This window comes from Pseudochelatococcus sp. G4_1912, from assembly GCF_047501465.1.
Taxonomy (GTDB): domain Bacteria; phylum Pseudomonadota; class Alphaproteobacteria; order Rhizobiales; family Beijerinckiaceae; genus Pseudochelatococcus.
The window spans coordinates 313,548-329,636 of sequence record NZ_JAZDRL010000001.1; the positions used below are offsets into that span (position 1 = coordinate 313,548).

20 protein-coding genes are annotated in these 16,089 nt (G+C 55.2%); 16 read left to right on the top strand and 4 right to left on the bottom strand.

Features of this window, described 5'->3' with window-relative positions; genetic code table 11:
* Nucleotides 1-3 precede the first annotated feature (3 nt).
* The 5 genes from ccmA (at nucleotide 4) to VRZ32_RS01480 (ending at nucleotide 2,989) form a co-directional block, all read left to right on the top strand.
* On the top strand, nucleotides 4-639 hold the full coding sequence (gene ccmA, locus VRZ32_RS01460; RefSeq protein ID WP_414524999.1) for a heme ABC exporter ATP-binding protein CcmA: 636 nt from the start codon (nucleotides 4-6) through the stop codon (nucleotides 637-639).
* Entirely contained in the window at nucleotides 636-1,304 is a 669-nt protein-coding gene (ccmB, locus tag VRZ32_RS01465) for a heme exporter protein CcmB (protein WP_414525000.1), read from the top strand. The genes ccmA and ccmB overlap by 4 nt, the downstream gene beginning before the upstream one ends.
* Before the next feature lie 148 nt (nucleotides 1,305-1,452).
* The gene (locus tag VRZ32_RS01470) at nucleotides 1,453-2,226 is read left to right on the top strand and encodes a heme ABC transporter permease (RefSeq protein ID WP_414523668.1); all 774 of its coding nucleotides are present in this window, start codon (nucleotides 1,453-1,455) and stop codon (nucleotides 2,224-2,226) included.
* On the top strand, nucleotides 2,223-2,393 hold the full coding sequence (ccmD, locus tag VRZ32_RS01475) for a heme exporter protein CcmD (RefSeq protein WP_414523669.1): 171 nt from the start codon (nucleotides 2,223-2,225) through the stop codon (nucleotides 2,391-2,393). Before VRZ32_RS01470 ends, ccmD begins: the two co-directional genes overlap by 4 nt.
* Nucleotides 2,390-2,989, top strand: coding sequence for a DsbE family thiol:disulfide interchange protein (locus VRZ32_RS01480; protein WP_414523670.1), 600 nt, complete (start codon nucleotides 2,390-2,392; stop codon nucleotides 2,987-2,989). The genes ccmD and VRZ32_RS01480 overlap by 4 nt, the downstream gene beginning before the upstream one ends.
* Before the next feature lie 61 nt (nucleotides 2,990-3,050).
* On the opposite strand, the gene VRZ32_RS01485 is transcribed toward VRZ32_RS01480, so the two are convergent.
* Entirely contained in the window at nucleotides 3,051-3,698 is a 648-nt protein-coding gene (locus tag VRZ32_RS01485) for a septation protein A (protein WP_414523671.1), read from the bottom strand.
* A gap of 8 nt (nucleotides 3,699-3,706) precedes the next feature.
* On the bottom strand, nucleotides 3,707-5,011 hold the full coding sequence (gene ftsY / locus VRZ32_RS01490) for a signal recognition particle-docking protein FtsY (RefSeq protein ID WP_414523672.1): 1,305 nt from the start codon (nucleotides 5,009-5,011) through the stop codon (nucleotides 3,707-3,709).
* 81 nt (nucleotides 5,012-5,092) lie between these two features.
* On the opposite strand from ftsY, the gene VRZ32_RS01495 reads away from it, so the two are divergent.
* Both VRZ32_RS01495 and VRZ32_RS01500 read left to right on the top strand, forming a co-directional pair.
* A complete protein-coding gene (locus VRZ32_RS01495) occupies nucleotides 5,093-5,812 on the top strand; it encodes an RluA family pseudouridine synthase (RefSeq protein ID WP_414523673.1) in 720 nt (239 codons plus the stop codon).
* Nucleotides 5,813-6,000: 188 nt separating this feature from the next.
* Nucleotides 6,001-6,372, top strand: a complete 372-nt coding sequence (locus tag VRZ32_RS01500) for a hypothetical protein (RefSeq protein WP_414523674.1) — start codon at nucleotides 6,001-6,003, stop codon at nucleotides 6,370-6,372.
* Nucleotides 6,373-6,378: 6 nt separating this feature from the next.
* Here VRZ32_RS01500 and mtaB read toward each other — a convergent pair whose 3' ends face one another.
* Together mtaB and dapF are read right to left on the bottom strand one after the other, a co-directional pair.
* Complete coding sequence (gene mtaB, locus VRZ32_RS01505) at nucleotides 6,379-7,614, bottom strand: tRNA (N(6)-L-threonylcarbamoyladenosine(37)-C(2))-methylthiotransferase MtaB (protein ID WP_414523675.1); 1,236 nt, start codon at nucleotides 7,612-7,614, stop codon at nucleotides 6,379-6,381.
* Nucleotides 7,614-8,483: a diaminopimelate epimerase gene (gene dapF / locus VRZ32_RS01510; RefSeq protein WP_414523676.1), complete on the bottom strand. Its 870-nt coding sequence runs from the start codon at nucleotides 8,481-8,483 to the stop codon at nucleotides 7,614-7,616. Before dapF ends, mtaB begins: the two co-directional genes overlap by 1 nt.
* 294 nt (nucleotides 8,484-8,777) lie before the next feature.
* Here dapF and VRZ32_RS01515 point away from each other — a divergent pair, with 294 nt between their 5' ends.
* The 9 genes from VRZ32_RS01515 (at nucleotide 8,778) to leuC (ending at nucleotide 16,087) form a co-directional block, all read left to right on the top strand.
* Nucleotides 8,778-9,779: a GyrI-like domain-containing protein gene (locus VRZ32_RS01515; RefSeq protein WP_414523677.1), complete on the top strand. Its 1,002-nt coding sequence runs from the start codon at nucleotides 8,778-8,780 to the stop codon at nucleotides 9,777-9,779.
* A 222-nt stretch (nucleotides 9,780-10,001) separates the two neighbouring features.
* On the top strand, nucleotides 10,002-10,127 hold the full coding sequence (locus VRZ32_RS01520; protein ID WP_414523678.1) for a hypothetical protein: 126 nt from the start codon (nucleotides 10,002-10,004) through the stop codon (nucleotides 10,125-10,127).
* Nucleotides 10,128-10,146: 19 nt separating this feature from the next.
* Nucleotides 10,147-11,733, top strand: coding sequence for a signal recognition particle protein (gene ffh, locus VRZ32_RS01525; RefSeq protein WP_414523679.1), 1,587 nt, complete (start codon nucleotides 10,147-10,149; stop codon nucleotides 11,731-11,733).
* A 38-nt stretch (nucleotides 11,734-11,771) separates the two neighbouring features.
* Nucleotides 11,772-12,143: a 30S ribosomal protein S16 gene (rpsP, locus tag VRZ32_RS01530; protein ID WP_414523680.1), complete on the top strand. Its 372-nt coding sequence runs from the start codon at nucleotides 11,772-11,774 to the stop codon at nucleotides 12,141-12,143.
* Nucleotides 12,144-12,161: 18 nt separating this feature from the next.
* Nucleotides 12,162-12,722, top strand: coding sequence for a ribosome maturation factor RimM (gene rimM, locus VRZ32_RS01535; protein ID WP_414523681.1), 561 nt, complete (start codon nucleotides 12,162-12,164; stop codon nucleotides 12,720-12,722).
* Nucleotides 12,694-13,413 carry a tRNA (guanosine(37)-N1)-methyltransferase TrmD gene (gene trmD / locus VRZ32_RS01540; protein WP_414523682.1) on the top strand — a complete coding sequence of 240 codons (720 nt, stop codon included), beginning with the start codon at nucleotides 12,694-12,696 and terminating at the stop codon, nucleotides 13,411-13,413. The genes rimM and trmD overlap by 29 nt, the downstream gene beginning before the upstream one ends.
* 172 nt (nucleotides 13,414-13,585) lie before the next feature.
* On the top strand, nucleotides 13,586-14,014 hold the full coding sequence (gene rplS / locus VRZ32_RS01545) for a 50S ribosomal protein L19 (RefSeq protein ID WP_414523683.1): 429 nt from the start codon (nucleotides 13,586-13,588) through the stop codon (nucleotides 14,012-14,014).
* Nucleotides 14,015-14,153: 139 nt separating this feature from the next.
* Complete coding sequence (locus tag VRZ32_RS01550) at nucleotides 14,154-14,327, top strand: hypothetical protein (RefSeq protein WP_414523684.1); 174 nt, start codon at nucleotides 14,154-14,156, stop codon at nucleotides 14,325-14,327.
* Nucleotides 14,328-14,659: 332 nt separating this feature from the next.
* The gene (gene leuC, locus VRZ32_RS01555; protein WP_414523685.1) at nucleotides 14,660-16,087 is read left to right on the top strand and encodes a 3-isopropylmalate dehydratase large subunit; all 1,428 of its coding nucleotides are present in this window, start codon (nucleotides 14,660-14,662) and stop codon (nucleotides 16,085-16,087) included.
* Nucleotides 16,088-16,089 lie beyond the last annotated feature (2 nt).

A 16,089-nucleotide genomic window follows, 5' to 3' on the forward strand; every position in this document is an offset into this window, starting at 1 on the left:
AATTTGCGCCTTACCGCCGATAACCTTTCCTGCCGCCGTTCGGGGCGGCTGTTGTTTTCCAGGCTGTCGTTTGCTGTGGAAAGCGGGCAGGCGCTTGTCATCACCGGTCCAAATGGTGCAGGCAAGTCGAGCCTGCTCACGATAATCAGTGGTCGCCTCAAGCCAGCTGCGGGGCGTATTAGCTTAAGCGAATCAGGTGAGTGCACCTTGGCCGAGCTAATCAACGCGGTTGGCCATCGTGAGGGTCTGAAGCCGATGCTAACTGCGGAAGAGAACCTCAGCTTTGCCAGTGATGTGTTGGGTGCACCAGCGTTGACGCCAGTTGAGGCGTTGGCGAAACTCGATGTCGCCCATCTCGCGCGTCTGCCGGTGGCCTATTTATCGGCTGGTCAGCGGCGGCGGGTTGCGTTGGCGCGACTTTTTGTCACATCTCGCCCGATTTGGCTTTTGGATGAACCGACAGCAGCCCTTGATGCTGGCTCACAAGCTTTGCTGGTAGGATTGATGCGGGAGCATCTGGCGAACAGCGGCTTGATTATCGCGGCAACGCATTTGCCTTTGGGATTAAAGAGCACTGTATCGCTGACCATTGAGCCACCTGCATTGACAGAGAGTGATGCAGGAGAAGAGGCATGGTGATGCGTGCATTTTCTGCCATTGTCAGCAGGGATATCCGGATTGCAACACGTATAGGGGGCGCTGGTGGTTTGCCGCTGGTGTTCTTCCTGATGCTGGTGACTTTAATTCCATTCGCTATTGGTCCCGATCTCAACCTGTTGTCGCGTATTGGTCCTTCGATTTTGTGGCTTGCGGCAGTGTTATCAACTTTGATCGGTCTTGATCGGTTGTTTCAGGCTGATGAAGAGGATGGTTCGTTAGCTCTTATTCTTGCCAGCGAGACACCGTTGGAGCTGGCCGTTATTGCCAAGGGCATTGCGCACTGGCTTACAACTGGCTTGCCGCTGGCGTTGTTTGCACCATTGTTTGGGCTGCTGCTTGCGTTGACGCCTGAGGCCATGCTCGCTGTTTCTGCCACCTTACTTGTCGGCACGCCAGCGCTCACATTCATTGGGATGGTAGGGGCAGCGTTGACAGCAAAATTGCGACGCGGGGGGCTTATCCTTGCTATTCTGGTAATGCCGTTGATGGTGCCGAGCCTGATCTTCGGGGTTTCAGCGGCGCAGGCGGCAGTGGGTGGAACGGTGCCGTTCCTCACGCCATTTCTGCTACTTTGCGCAATTAGTATGGTGGCTATTGTTGTAGGTGCCGTTGCGGCAGCTATGGCGCTTCGGGCTGATGAATAGAATGGCCCACAAAAAGAGGCATAATACCGCATTGCCGCAACCCGAACGGAACGTTACATCACCAATAAGACTGGTATTGCTGTCCAATGCCAGTTAAAGACTGCGCTAATAAAATTAATGCCCCAAACCTTGGATACATAAAACGACAATGCTGACTGCGCTGGCCAATCCGACCCGCTTTTTAGCGCTTTCTGGCCGAATGCTGCCGTGGGTGGCAGGTGCGGCGGCATTGCTGCTTGCTGTTGGGCTCTGGCTGGTATTCTTCAGTGTGCCAGATGACTACCAACAAGGCGCGACTGTGCGCATTATGTACATTCATGTGCCTGCCGCGTGGTTGTCGTTGTTTCTCTATGCCATGATGGCTGGATCGGCGATCGGCACATTGGTTTGGCGTCATCCTTTGGCAGATGTGGCGCAGAAAGCCGCCGCGCCCATTGGCGCTGCATTTACCTTTCTCTGCCTTGTTACGGGTTCGATCTGGGGCAAGCCGATGTGGGGCACCTGGTGGGTATGGGATGCGCGCCTCACGTCCGAGCTTGTGCTTCTATTGATCTATCTTGGCATTATCGGTTTATGGCGTGCGATTGAAGAGCCTTCATCGGCCGCGCGCGCTGCAGCGATCATGACACTCGTTGGTGTTATCAACCTGCCCATCGTTAAGTTTTCAGTCGATTGGTGGAACACGTTGCATCAACCCGCATCTGTGTTGCGACTTGGTGGATCGACGATCGATCCATCCATGCTGTGGCCTTTGCTGGTGATGGCAGCCGGATTTACACTGCTTGCTGTGACATTACATCTTGCTGGCATGCGGACAGAGATTTTGCGTCGACGCGTGCGCTCGCTTAGTCTGCTTGAAGCACAGCAACGTGAGCGTGTGCCTGTTACGCCAACCGTCAGTGCAGCGAAGGCGCTGAGATGACCACCTCCCATGTAGCCTATATCATTGCTGCTTATGGTTTTGCGCTGCTCATCGTTGGTGGCTTGATTGTTCGTGCGGTGGTTGATTATCGAGCGCAGATGCGGGCGCTGGCTGATTTCGAGGCGCGTGGTGTGCACCGTCGCTCACGCCGCAAGAGCGCAACATGACAAATGCTACCGAAGTTAAAGCCGAAAAGCCCCGTCGACGCCTGCTTATTCTGCTGCCACTGATCGTTTTTGGCGCGCTGGCGCTATTGTTTGTGACGCGTTTGATCGAGGGGGATCCCTCACGCGTGCCCTCAGTGCTGATTGGCAGGGCCGTGCCCAAGTTCGACCTGCCACCGCTCGATGGTCTCGTGCGGGATGGTGCGCGAGTGCCGGGTTTAGCGACAGCTGATCTTCAGGTCGGTAAGGTTATGCTGGTAAATGTGTGGGCGTCCTGGTGCGTGCCATGCAGGCAAGAGCACCCACTACTTACTGAATTGGCGCGCGATCCGCGGGTGACGGTGGTTGGCATCAACTACAAGGACTCTCCAGAAAATGCGCGCCGCTTTCTTGGTGCGTTGGGTAATCCGTTTGCGCGGGTGGGCGCTGATACCTCTGGGCGCACGGGGATTGACTGGGGCGTTTATGGTGTGCCTGAAACCTTTGTTGTGGCAGGCGATGGCACCATCCGCCACAAGCATATCGGGCCGTTAACCAGCGAGGCTATCGCAACGACGCTGGAAAAGGCTATCGCTGAAGCAGCCGCCTTAAAACACTAACCTGACAATGCGTTTTAACAAGTAGCCGATGTGGCTTCTGGATAAATCAGATTGCGGGGTTTTAGCTTTTTGCCTCGTCCTCAGGGCTGTGCTGCATGATAAGCCGTGTCTGCGCGATGGCGAAGGCGAGGGTGATTGGCGTCATGCCGAATACCTTGAAGCTCACCCAGAAATCCGTGCTTTGCGTGCGCCAAACAAGCTCGTTGATTGCAGCTAGCACGAAAAAGAAAACGCCCCAACGGAACGTGAGTTTGCGCCAGCCCTCTTCATCGAGCTGAAAAACGCTGCCAAACACAATTGGCAATAATGGCTTGTTGAACAATAACAGCCCACCCAGCAGGATAGCGCCGAACAGGCAATTGACGATGGTGGGCTTAAGCTTGATGAACAGATCGTCATTAAGCCAGAGCGTCATCGCACCAAAGCTTACGACGACAATTCCCGAGACCAGCGGCATGATCGGCAAACGCCGTTCCAGCACGTAATTAGCGATCAGCGCGATTACGGTTGCCACCATAAATACAGCGGTTGCTGCAAAGATTCCAACGTGATCAGCACTCATTTCAGCGGGAAGCAGTGGCCCGATCCAGGGTGTGAAGTAAGCCGGACGCGAATTGGCTAGAAAAAACAGGATCAGCGGCCCCATCTCAAGCAGCAGCTTGGTGAGCGGGGGCAGACCTTCTTTGCTGGTCTCAATTGGTTTTGTCATACTCTGCTTCATGCTTCTTCGATGCCTGCTATGGCGCGGGCAAACTCGTCTGCCGCAAATGGTTCAAGGTCGTCGACACCTTCGCCCACACCGATGAAATGGACAGGCAGGCCAAATTTGTCAGCAATTGCAACCAGAATGCCGCCGCGCGCGGTGCCATCCAATTTCGTCATCACCAGGCCAGTGACACCTGCTATCTTGCCGAAAATCTCAACCTGATTGATCGCATTCTGCCCTGTGGTGGCGTCGAGCACCAGCAAAACTGCATGGGGCGCTGATTCGTCGCGCTTTTTGATCACACGGATGACTTTCTCAAGCTCGGCCATCAGCCCGGCCTTGTTCTGGAGGCGGCCCGCTGTATCGATCATCAGTATGTCAGTGCCGGCCTCCTGCGCTTGTGTCAGCGCATCATACGCGAGGCCCGATGCATCCGCGCCTTGCTCACCGCGAATAACGCGGGTGCCAGTGCGCTGGCCCCATACCGCAAGTTGCTCAATAGCGGCCGCGCGAAATGTATCGCCCGCCGCCAGCATCACCGACCGACCTTCACCGCGGAATTTTTGAGCGAGTTTGCCGATTGTTGTTGTTTTACCGGAGCCGTTGACGCCAATCATCAGAATTACGAACGGCTTCTTGCTACTGTCGATCACCAGGGGTTGCGCAACGGGGGTGAGCACCGTTTCAATCTCTTGCGCGAGGATCGCCTTGACCTCATCGGGGTCGATGGTTTTGTCGTAGCGTCCCTTGCCAACCACTTCCGTAACGCGCGTGGCCATGGCGATGCCGAGATCAGCCTGAATCAGGATATCCTCAAGCTCTTCAAGCGTTGTGTCATCAAGCTTGCGCTTGGTGAAGATACCTACAATCCCCGACCCGATAGAAGAAGACGTGCGCGACAGACCATTCTTTAAGCGCTGCCACCAGCTGGCTTTTGGCGCTGGTGCTATCTCTTCGGCCTCAGAGCCTTCAAAAGATGTAATCGGTGCAGATTCAAGCGCCCCCAACTCGTCCGCCCCCAACTCGTCCGTCGAGGAGGCGATCTGGATTGCCTCTTCTTGTGGAAGGGGGGCTTCCGGCGTTGCTACCTCGTGCCGCATCTCTGGCGAAGGTTCAGCAATGAGCTCTTCAGACGGCGGTGCTATTTGCCCGGCAGCGATTTCGTCTGTGGGCAATGCTTCCGGCATCTCGTTTGCCGGCTCTCCAGATGAAGCGGGTGCTTCCGTGTGTTCTGGTGCGGGCTCGTCTTTTCTGCCGAAGAGGCGGGAGAACAGGCCGCGTTTTTTGCTGTCCAGCCTGTCATCATCGGTTGTCATGTGTCTTTTCCGTCATTGCCCCAGCTGAGTCGATACAAATGGGGCTTGCCAAGGTTTAACTTACTCGATAGCCCGAACAGCATGAACGGGGAAGTCACTGAAGACGAGATAATGCGTCGCGTGCTCTATCGCGATGCCCTGATGCTTGTAATTGACAAGCCAGCGGGCCTGCCGGTGCATCCGGGGCCGCGCAATAGCTTGTCGCGTAACGGGCAGGGCAGCCAGAGAACGCTGACAGAATTTCTACCAGCGCTACGCTTTGGCCTGCCGCGGGTGCCGGAACTCGCGCATCGGCTGGATCGTGATACGTCAGGGTGCCTTGTCCTGGGGCGCCATCGAAAGGCGTTGGAGCGATTGGGAAAGTTGTTCAAAACCAATCAGGCTTCAAAAACCTATTGGGCCATTGTTGAAGGTGGGCCCGAATCAGATACAGGCGAAATTGATCTGCCGTTGGGCCCTCGCGATCCAGATCGTGGCTGGTGGATGAAAGTTGATCCCGCGGGCCAGCCTGCACTTACCCGTTGGCAGGTGCTTGGGCGGCATGAGAAGTTCACATGGTTGGCGCTAGAGCCTGTGACAGGCCGTACCCATCAACTGCGTGTGCATTGTGCTGAAAGTGGCTTTGCTATCCTTGGTGATCCGATCTATGGCAGCGCACCGCGCATGGGCGGGCCGGGACTGCATCTGCATGCGCGTGCAATCACGCTACCACTTTATCCAAAACGTGAGGCAATCCAGGTGGAGGCGCCATTGCCTGGACATATGTTGGAGACTTTCTTTGAACTTGGGTTTAAGTATTAATTTATAATAATACTGTGCAGCGATGTCGTTGTAGCATTCTGATCGATATATTGGATGTATGTGTTGATTTACGTGCAAAACCCTTTCTGTGATGTGTATGTTTATATACTTTTTATGTAAGATGGGCTACATTCAGCGCGTAGAAATTCTCAGGCTTACATGTTTGTATTAGTTTAAAGGGTATGTTTATGTCTGTAAGTAATAATGGTACGAATTCATCCCAGCTTTTAATGCCACCCCCTCTAAGGAATATGAGGGCAGGGGATAATACGCCCTTGCGAGATGCTGTTTGTGAGCTCACAACAGTTTTTTGCGCGGGTTATACACCTGAGGAACGCCAAGCTAAGACTGCTATTGCGTTTACGGCGCTTGAGCAATGTGTTGTTCAGGCTGCAATTGATTGCCATGATTTGTCGGAGAGACATATTGTTCTTTTAGATGCAGCAGAGGCGGTGGGAGATCTTAGAAATATTCCTGGTCTGTTCCTTGGACTTGAGGAGAGTGTTCTTAAGCAAGCTGAGGGCATATCGCAGAGGATCAAAGACCAGATCTTGTCTTAATAGAGTTCAGACGGCGAATAATTGTCGTCCATCATGCCCCCCGATCGTTACGGACATGAGTTCGCCGGCTGTCGGGGAGCCTTGTAATTGTACTGGTGTAAAGGCCTCAGTGCGGCCGATACTTCCCCGCTCCGTCAAAACAATGCGACGCTGCCCCACTTCGCTGGAAAGATGTTTCTCCAGCAGCCGCATGCCTAGCATACGAAGGCGTGCCGCGCGTTCCTTCACAATTTCTCTCGCTACCTGCGGCATCCGCGCAGCTGGTGTGCCGGGGCGAGGAGAGTAGGGGAAGACGTGCAGGTGCGTCAGGCCGTAAGCCACGATTGCCTCTTGTGAGCGGGCAAACATCTCATCCGTCTCTGTCGGAAAGCCAGCAATAACATCTGCGCCAAACACCATATCAGGGCGCAGACTGCGAGCCGTTTCCACAAACTTGAGCGCATCCGCGTGCGAGTGGCGGCGCTTCATACGTTTCAGGATCATGTCATCGCCCGATTGAAGCGATAGATGAAGATGCGGCATCAGCCGGGAATCGGTGGCGATAACCTCCATAAGGTGATCATCCGCCTCCACTGAATCGATGGATGACAGCCGTAGCCGTGCCAGATCAGGCACATGTCGCAGAATGTTCTTTACCAGCAGGCCAAGTGAAGGCTTGCCTGGCAAGTCTGCGCCGTAACTGGTGATATCTACACCCGTGATCACCGCTTCACGATAACCATTATCGATAAGTCGTTTCAGGCTATCAACCACTTCACCCATTGGCACAGAGCGCGATGGCCCGCGCCCATACGGGATGACACAGAATGTGCAGCGATGATCGCAGCCGTTTTGTACCTGTATGAATGCCCGCGTATGTCCCTCGAAAGCATCAACAAGCTGAGGTGCAGTTTCGCGCACGGTCATGATATCGCTGACCACAATTCGCTCGGTAGCGGGTTGCAACCAGGTTTCCGGTCGCATTTTCTCTGCATTGCCGAGAATTTGCGCAACTTCCGGCATGTCTGCGAAGCGTTCTGGCTCGATCTGTGCGGCACAGCCAGTTACGATAATTTCCGCGTCAGGCCGTTCACGCTTCAGCCGGCGGATGCTCTGGCGTGCATGCTTGGTTGCCTCTGCCGTAACAGCGCAGGTATTGACGATAACAATGTTTTCGCGCCCCGCGGCTTCTGCATGGCGCTTTAGTGCTTCAGATTCGGCAATGTTCAGTCGGCAGCCAAACGTGACAATCTCTACGCTCATTATGCTGCTGCGTCCCTGAAAAGGCTTGCAGGCAGGCTATCAGTCCATTCCAGAGCTGTAGGGCCAGTCATCAGCACGTGATCATCTGCGCGCCATTCGATAGTGAGGTCACCGCCTGGCAGGCTGACACGTACGCGCCGATCCACCAGGCCGCGCTTCATGGCGGCAATCGCTGCCGCACATGCGCCTGAGCCGCAAGCACGTGTCTCTCCCGCGCCGCGCTCCCATACGCGCAGCTTAAGATGATCGCGACCAAGCACCTGCGCGAGGGATATATTGGCGCGCTCGGGAAATAGTGGGTCATGCTCAAGCGAGGGGCCGATTGCAGTCAGATCATAGGCTGCGGTATCAGCAACAAAGAACACGGCGTGTGGATTACCCATGCTCACCCCAACAGGCGATTCAAGCGAAGGCAGTCCTTCAACCTGACGCGACAGCGGGAGTGCGGCTGTATCGGCAACCTCCTCGCTTAACGGAATATCACGCCATCCGAAGCGGGGAGTACCCATATCAACGGTAAAAAGCTCATCAGCGACGCGCGTGCAAGTGAGGAGACCTGCAGTCGTTTCGACAATCGTTTGTGAACGTTCGGTACCGCGCAAGATGGCGAATGCAACACAACGCGTGCCATTGCCACATGCGCCTGCCTCTGAGCCATCAGCATTATAAATGCGTACGAAAGCATCTGTGTCTTGAGTGACAGGATCGTGCAGCACCATCAACTGCTCGAATTTTGCCCGCTCAAACTGCCCTATCGCCTGCGCTTCGTGTGTCGTCACGGTATGCGAAAGACCGCGCAGATCGAGCACCACGATTTCGTTGCCGAGACCGTTCATCTTCAGGAAGGGGAGATTGGCGAGCGTATTCAAAGTTTGTATCCGCATAGATTGTTGCTGGCGCGTGGATACGCCTCACTTGAGTATATGATGCAAATCGCGAGTGATGGCGAGTCTTCAGTTTGGTATGGTCATTATCATTTATGCAATGGGTTATTATGCAGTCGCTTGCGGATTCATGAAAGGCATTCTGTTCTCAGCTTATGGCTTAAACCAAATGCGAATGGCTAGAGGGCAAGATTGCGCTTCTTGTTTGTCGCATTTTGCTTTAACCGGAAACACCACGGCCTTGCTGATGCCGTCTGACTGTCTTGTGTGGAGCAAATAATGCCTGTGCGTTCATGGTTCCTTATGCTGGCCGCGCTCGTCACGGTTATGGGCGGTATGGAATTGGCCGGCGTTACGCCTGCTTTATCAGCCGATGAGGTGCCGGCACAAAATACGCCTGTCACACCTTTTATTCCCTATGCGGCGGGTCTCTCATTAGGCGCTCATGAAACGGCAAGTAAAAATGCGGATCCTTCACTCACAACACTAGCGCCTGCGCCAACCAATTCAGGCGGTCTGGATGAGGTTGAGATTGCGCCACGCAAGACCCTGATGCTTTCATCACAGAGCACTTGGGAAAAGGGATTCGATAATTTGGCAGCTGCTTTCAAGCAGCTTGATGAAATCGTTATGGCGGCAGGGTTTGATGTCGTGGGCAGACCATTCGCTGTTTTCACCGAGACGGATGATTCCGGCTTTCGCTTTGATGCCATGTTGCCCGTGTCAATCGATGAAGCGGGTGCCAATGCAGATGAAGCATTGCAGCAAGCAGCTGCAGAATTTGCGACAGGCAGCGAGGCCAAGCAGCCACTGCCTGCTGTGCGGTTAGGAGAAAGTCCATCCGGAAAGGCTTTCCGCTTTGTGCACGCCTCGCCCTATGATGATATTGATACGGCCTACGAGGCGATCACGACCTATCTCGATGGCAAGAATGTTGTGGTGCAGGATACTTTCATTGAAGAATATGTGACGGATCTCACGAATCCCACTGATGAAGCGCTTGAGGTTTACATCTATGTGCGGCCAAAGGAGCAATCGCAAGAAGCTCCAAAGGCCATTGCGCCAGCCGAAGCACAGAGTGCATCTGAGTTTACTGTGCCAGATGCCGCTAAGGAGATAGCTCCTGAAACCAAGCAGCAGGAGGGTGTGCCGGCGCAAGAAACCAGGCCTCCAGAGTCGCCTTCATCAGCCGCACCCGCAGCTAGTCCGATGCCAGATGTTGCACCTGCAATAGAGCCGGCTGCTCCATCCGAGAATGCGCCTGATAAGGCCATCAACTAGCTCATGCCCTTGATTTGTTGCGCATGTGATTTGATTTAGGGTTGACTTGCGCCCCTGCGTGGCTGCATAAGACCAGAATATCTGCCCGAACCTTTGTTCGTGAGCCGCCGACCGTGTCCGGGAGTTTCTCTTGGCCGGAGGTCAACGTCCGACAGCGCGATGCGCCCTCGGGCGCGTTTGGTTTTGCGCATGCTGGGTTTTTGGGCGGTCATGGAGAATTGCATGGTTGGCGAAACAGGCAGTCGCATAGTGCTTCTGTCGGGTCTGGACATTCAATGTTGGCGTTTGCACATCCTGTCGTGTGATAGGGGTGTGCTTGTTGGCGTCTGTGTGCCTGCGACCATCTGACGGATAACCGGAGATAGCCATGTTCGAAAACCTCTCAGAAAAGCTCTCAGGTATTCTTGATACGCTCACCCGTCGCGGTGCGCTGACTGAGGCTGATGTCAACACGGCTTTGCGCGAGGTGCGTCGTGCGTTGCTTGAGGCCGACGTGGCCCTCGAAGTTGTACGCAGCTTTACCGACAAGGTGAAGGCTGAAGCCGTTGGGGCCAATGTTATCAAATCGGTGACGCCGGGCCAGATGGTGGTCAAGGTTGTCCATGACCAGCTCGTTGAGATGCTGGGCAAGGATGCTGTCACCATCAGCCTTGATGCGTTGCCACCTGTTGGCATCCTGATGGTGGGGCTGCAGGGTTCCGGTAAAACCACGACAACGGCAAAGATCGCGCGCCGTCTGACGGATAAGGAAAAGCGCAAGGTTCTGCTGGCTTCGCTCGACACGCGTCGTCCAGCTGCGATGGAGCAGCTTGCTGTTCTTGCCAAGCAGGTTGGTGTCGATGCATTGCCGATTATTCCTGGGCAGACGGCAGTGCAAATTGCACGTCGCGCTATGGAAGCCGGCCGCCTTGGCGGTTATGACGTCGTGATGCTTGATACCGCCGGGCGCGTCACCATCGATGAAGCGTTGATGGTGGAAGTGGCTGAGGTTAAGGCCGCGACTGATCCGCATGAAGTGCTGCTCGTCGCTGATAGCCTCACTGGTCAGGATGCGGTCAATACCGCCCGTGCCTTCGATGCTCGCCTGGGTGTTACTGGTATCGTTCTCACCCGTATGGATGGTGATGGACGCGGCGGTGCTGCGCTTTCCATGCGCGCTGTTACCGGCAAGCCGATCAAGCTCGTTGGTACTGGCGAGAAAATTGATGCGCTGGAAGATTTTCATCCGCAGCGGGTAGCTAACCGTATTCTCGGTATGGGCGATATCGTATCGCTGGTCGAGAAGGCTGCGGAATCGATTGATGCTGAAAAAGCCGTGCGTATGGCCGAAAAGATGCGCAAGGGCCAGTTCGATTTGAACGACCTGCGCGATCAGATCAGCCAGATGGAGCGCATCGGTGGCATGAAGGGTATGTTGGGCATGATGCCTGGCATTTCCAAGATGAAGAGCCAGCTTGATAACGCCAATCTGGATGAACGTGTGTTGGGCCGCCAGAAGGCTATCATCGATTCGATGACGCCGAAGGAGCGCTGCACGCCGGATTTGCTAAAGGCCAGCCGCAAGAAGCGCATCGCTGCAGGTTCAGGCACAAAGGTTGAGGACGTCAACAAGCTCCTCAAAATGCACCGCCAGATGGCGGACATGATGAAAGCCATGGGCAAAGGCGGTCGCGGTGGTATCGCGGGCGCGCTCGGCAACATGTTCGGCCTTGGCGGCGGCATGCCAAATATCGACCCCTCCAAGATTACGCCAGAGGCGCTGGAGGAGATGAAGAAGCAATTGCCAGGTGGTCTTTCAGGTGGACTGCCGGGCGGCCTGCCGCCATTGCCTCCGGGTATGGGTGGTGGCGGATTGGGCATGCCCAAACTCCCCGGTCTTGGTGGAGCAGGCGGCGGATTACCTGGCCTCGGTAAACCGGGTGGATCGTTTAATCCATTCGGAAAAAAGAAATAACTCTTTAAATACAGTTTGTTAAAAAGGAAACCTAACAAATGTCTCTCAAGATTCGTCTCGCCCGCGGTGGTTCCAAGAAGCGTCCTTACTACCGTATCGTTGTTGCTGATGCACGTTCGCCACGCGATGGTCGCTTCATCGACCGCGTTGGCTCCTACGATCCTTTGAAGGCTAAGGACGATCCAGCACGTATCACGCTTGATATTGAAAAGGCGAAGGACTGGATCTCCAAGGGCGCACAGCCTACCGATCGTGTACTGCGCTTCCTTGATGCAGCTGGCGTTGTTAAGCGCCCTGCACGCAACAACCCTAACAAGGGTGCGCCAGGCAAGAAGGCACAAGAGCGTGCAGCTGAGCGCGCAGCCGCCGCTGAGGCAGCAGCCGCTGCTGCAGCACCTGCTGAAGCATAATTATTACGGACGCGGATCATGGTTGACGTAAAACAGGACCGCGTCCTCGTTGGGGAATTCGGCCGCGCACACGGCGTTCGCGGTGAAGTGCGGCTGAAATCCTACACTGGCGATCCTGCAGGCATCATTGCTTACAATCCGCTGCAGCGTGAGGACGGTACGAGTATCGTTCTTAAAGGCCTGCGGCAGGTTCCCGGTACTCACGACATGTTCGTGACGCGTGTTGAAGGCATGACGAGCCGCGAAGCGGCGGAGGCACTCACCCGTGTGTGTCTTTATGTGCCACGGGCGCGTCTGCAGGTTGAGCTTGAAGAAGATGAGTTCCTGCAAGCTGATATCATCGGCGCGCGGGTTGAGGATGCTACGGGTGAGGTGATTGGCCAGCTGATAGCATTCCATGATTTCGGCGGTGGTGATGTGATTGAAATCCAGCCATCTGCAAAGGTGGGGCGGCGTGCTTCTGCGCTTTTGCCATTCACCAAGGCGTTTGTGCCGGTGGTGGATGTTGCTGCCAAGCGGGTTGTGATCACCTCTGAAACGCTATTTTCCGATGACGATGATGAACGCCCCGAAAGCTGATTGCTGGCGGGCTTCTGTCTTGACGCTGTTTCCGGAAATGTTTCCGGGGCCGTTGGGCATCAGCCTGTCGGGTGAAGCGATGCGGCGCGGCGATTGGTCGCTCGACGCTTATGATATTCGCAACCACGGCCTTGGCCGCCACCGCAGTGTTGATGACACGCCTGCCGGAGGCGGTCCTGGTATGGTGCTGCGTGCTGATGTGCTGGCTGCTGCGATTGATGCGGTTTGTCCACACGGTGATGAACGCCCCCGTTTTTTAATGAGCCCACGTGGTCGGCCTCTCTCACAGGGGCGGGTGCGAGAGCTCATTGATGGGCCGGGGGCTGTCATTGTATGTGGCCGCTTCGAGGGGGTGGATGAGCGAGTAATCGCAGGTCGGAACCTCGAAGAAGTCTCTATCGGCGATTACATTCTTTCTGGCGGCGAACTGGGTGCCATGGTCATGCTGGATGCCTGCGTGCGGCTGTTGCCGGGTGTCATGGGGCACGTGCATTCGGGCACTGAAGAAAGCTTTGAATCCGGGATGCTCGAATATCCGCATTACACGCGTCCGCGTGAGTGGGAGGGGCATGCGATCCCTGATATGCTGCTGTCTGGCAATCATGCGGCTATTGCTCGCTGGCGTCAGGCGGAGGCGCTGCGGATCACGCGGGAGCGCCGACCTGATCTTTTGATCAAGAAAACGTCTTAAAGGCAGTTTGATCTCGCCCAACCCGCTCGACAATACGACGTGGGTCGTGTATATGCCACCATCCCTTGGGTTTAATCATGTTGGTTAATCGGCGTGAAGCCACGGGAATCAACTGAAAACAGCGCACCGAAACGCTAGCGTCGCAAAGGCGCATCGGCAGGAGTATTAGATTATGGTCGGCATTCTTAGAGAGCTCGAACTAGAGCAGATGGCCAAGCTTTCCGCAACACGTGAGACACCAGCATTCCAGCCTGGCGATTCCGTGATCGTGAACGTTCGCGTTAAGGAAGGTGAGCGCAGCCGTATTCAGGCTTACGAAGGTGTTGTGATCGCACGTGGCGGTTCGGGCATCGACGAGAGCTTCACGGTTCGTAAAATTTCATACGGTGAAGGTGTGGAGCGCGTGTTCCCACTGTTCTCGCCAATCATCGAATCCATCAAGGTTGTTCGCCTTGGTAAGGTGCGTCGCGCCAAGCTGTACTACCTGCGTGACCGCCGTGGTAAGTCTGCGCGTATCGCCGAGCGCGTTGACAAGAACCGCGTGACGAAGAAGGCTGCAGCCGCAGCGGCAGCAGCTGCTGCTACGCCAGCAGCAGAGTAAAGCTTGAACGCCAAGGCGTTTGATCAAATTTGAAAAGCGGCTCCAGTCTCTGTGGGCCGCTTTTTGTTATTTTGTTTCGTGTGCGGCCTCGCTATAAAAGAATTGTTCGCCCTTGGGGGGTGTGTTAAGAATTGTTCTTATGAATAGATCGCCTGTGTCCTTATCATCGATGGCGCGCGCTGCAGCGTGGAAGGCCTCGCGGCTTAAATGGCCGACGACGCAGGAATTTGCTGCGATCCACGACCATGCAAGACTTCCATGGCGCTTCTTTGGGCGTTTCACCGCATCAATTGCGGCCGGCCTTATCCGCTGACGTCGGAAGGACCGGCGTCAGATATGCCCGCGTTGAACCGATGCGCGGATGGTAATTGACATTCCCCGTTCAATCTTGAGACGATGCGCGTAATGAAAGCAGAATGGATTCAAGTTGAGTCGGCATTTTGCTCTAGAGCAGTTTGCGTTCAAGTTGGTTCACCAAATTGAACGCAAGTTGCGGTAAAATATAGAAATTAGAGCGCAGTTCTGATGCAATCAGAACGTCTGGCGCTCTAATCATTTGTTTGTGCATCAGATTTACCTAAAAAGCGGTATCCGCTTTTTGGTCTGATGCAATAGCCGCGTCTCTACGTTATTGAAGGTTAGGCCATGAGCGCCCACCAGAACGACACCACCAAGCCTCGTACTCTCTACGACAAGATCTGGGATGACCACGTCATCTCCCAGCAGGAGGATGGTACCTGCCTGCTCTATATTGATCGCCATTTGGTGCATGAGGTCACAAGCCCACAGGCTTTTGAAGGGCTTCGCGTGGCAGGCCGCAAGGTGCGGGCACCTGCGCGCACGCTTGCTGTGGTTGATCATAACGTGCCGACTACGGACCGCTCAAAAGGTATCGACGATCCTGAAAGCGCCATGCAGGTGGAGACACTTGCCGCGAACGCAAAGGATTTCGACGTTGAGTACTTCAATGAGCGTGATAAACGCCAAGGCATTGTGCACGTTGTCGGGCCCGAACAGGGGTTTACGCTGCCTGGCACCACAATTGTCTGCGGCGATAGCCACACCTCCACACACGGGGCGTTTGGGGCGTTGGCGCACGGTATAGGTACCTCTGAGGTTGAGCACGTACTTGCTACCCAGACCTTGATCCAGAGCAAAGCGCGTAACATGCGCGTTACCGTTGATGGCCAATTGCCTGAAGGTGTTTCAGCCAAGGATGTTGTGCTGGCGATCATTGGCGAGATCGGTACGGCCGGTGGCACCGGCCACGTGATCGAATTTGCTGGTGAGGCGATACGGTCGCTGTCTGTTGAGGGCCGCATGACGGTTTGCAACATGACGATCGAAGGTGGCGCGCGTGCTGGTATGGTGGCGCCTGATGAGAAGATCTACGAATATCTGAAGGGGCGCCCAAAGGCCCCCCAAGGTGAGGCGTGGGATGCGGCTGTGCGCTATTGGCAAAGCCTGTGCACGGATGAAGGCGCCTTCTTTGACCGCGAAGTCGTGCTAGATGGGGCGCGCTTGCCGCCAATTGTTACCTGGGGCACAAGCCCTGAGGATGTCGTGTCGGTTGCAGGCATTGTACCTAATCCAGATGAGATCGCCGATGAGATGAAGCGCCAGGCCAAATGGCGGGCGTTAGAATACATCGGCCTCAAGCCTGGTACAAAAATCACAGATATCACGGTTGATCGCGTGTTTATTGGTTCCTGCACCAATGGGCGGATTGAGGACATGCGTGCGGCTGCGCGGATCGTGGCGGGCCATAAGGTGCATGAGAGCGTCAAGGCGATGGTTGTGCCAGGGTCTGGCCTCGTCAAGCTGCAGGCTGAGGCAGAGGGGCTGGATCGCATTTTCATAGATGCCGGCCTTGAGTGGCGTGAGCCGGGGTGCTCTATGTGTCTTGCTATGAATGCTGACAAGCTGGAGCCAGGTGAACGCTGCGCTTCCACCTCTAATCGTAATTTTGAGGGCAGGCAGGGCTTTAAGGGGCGCACCCATCTTGTTTCACCGGCAATGGCAGCAGCAGCGGCAATTGCCGGACGCTTTGTTGATGTTCGCGATTGGCGCTGAAC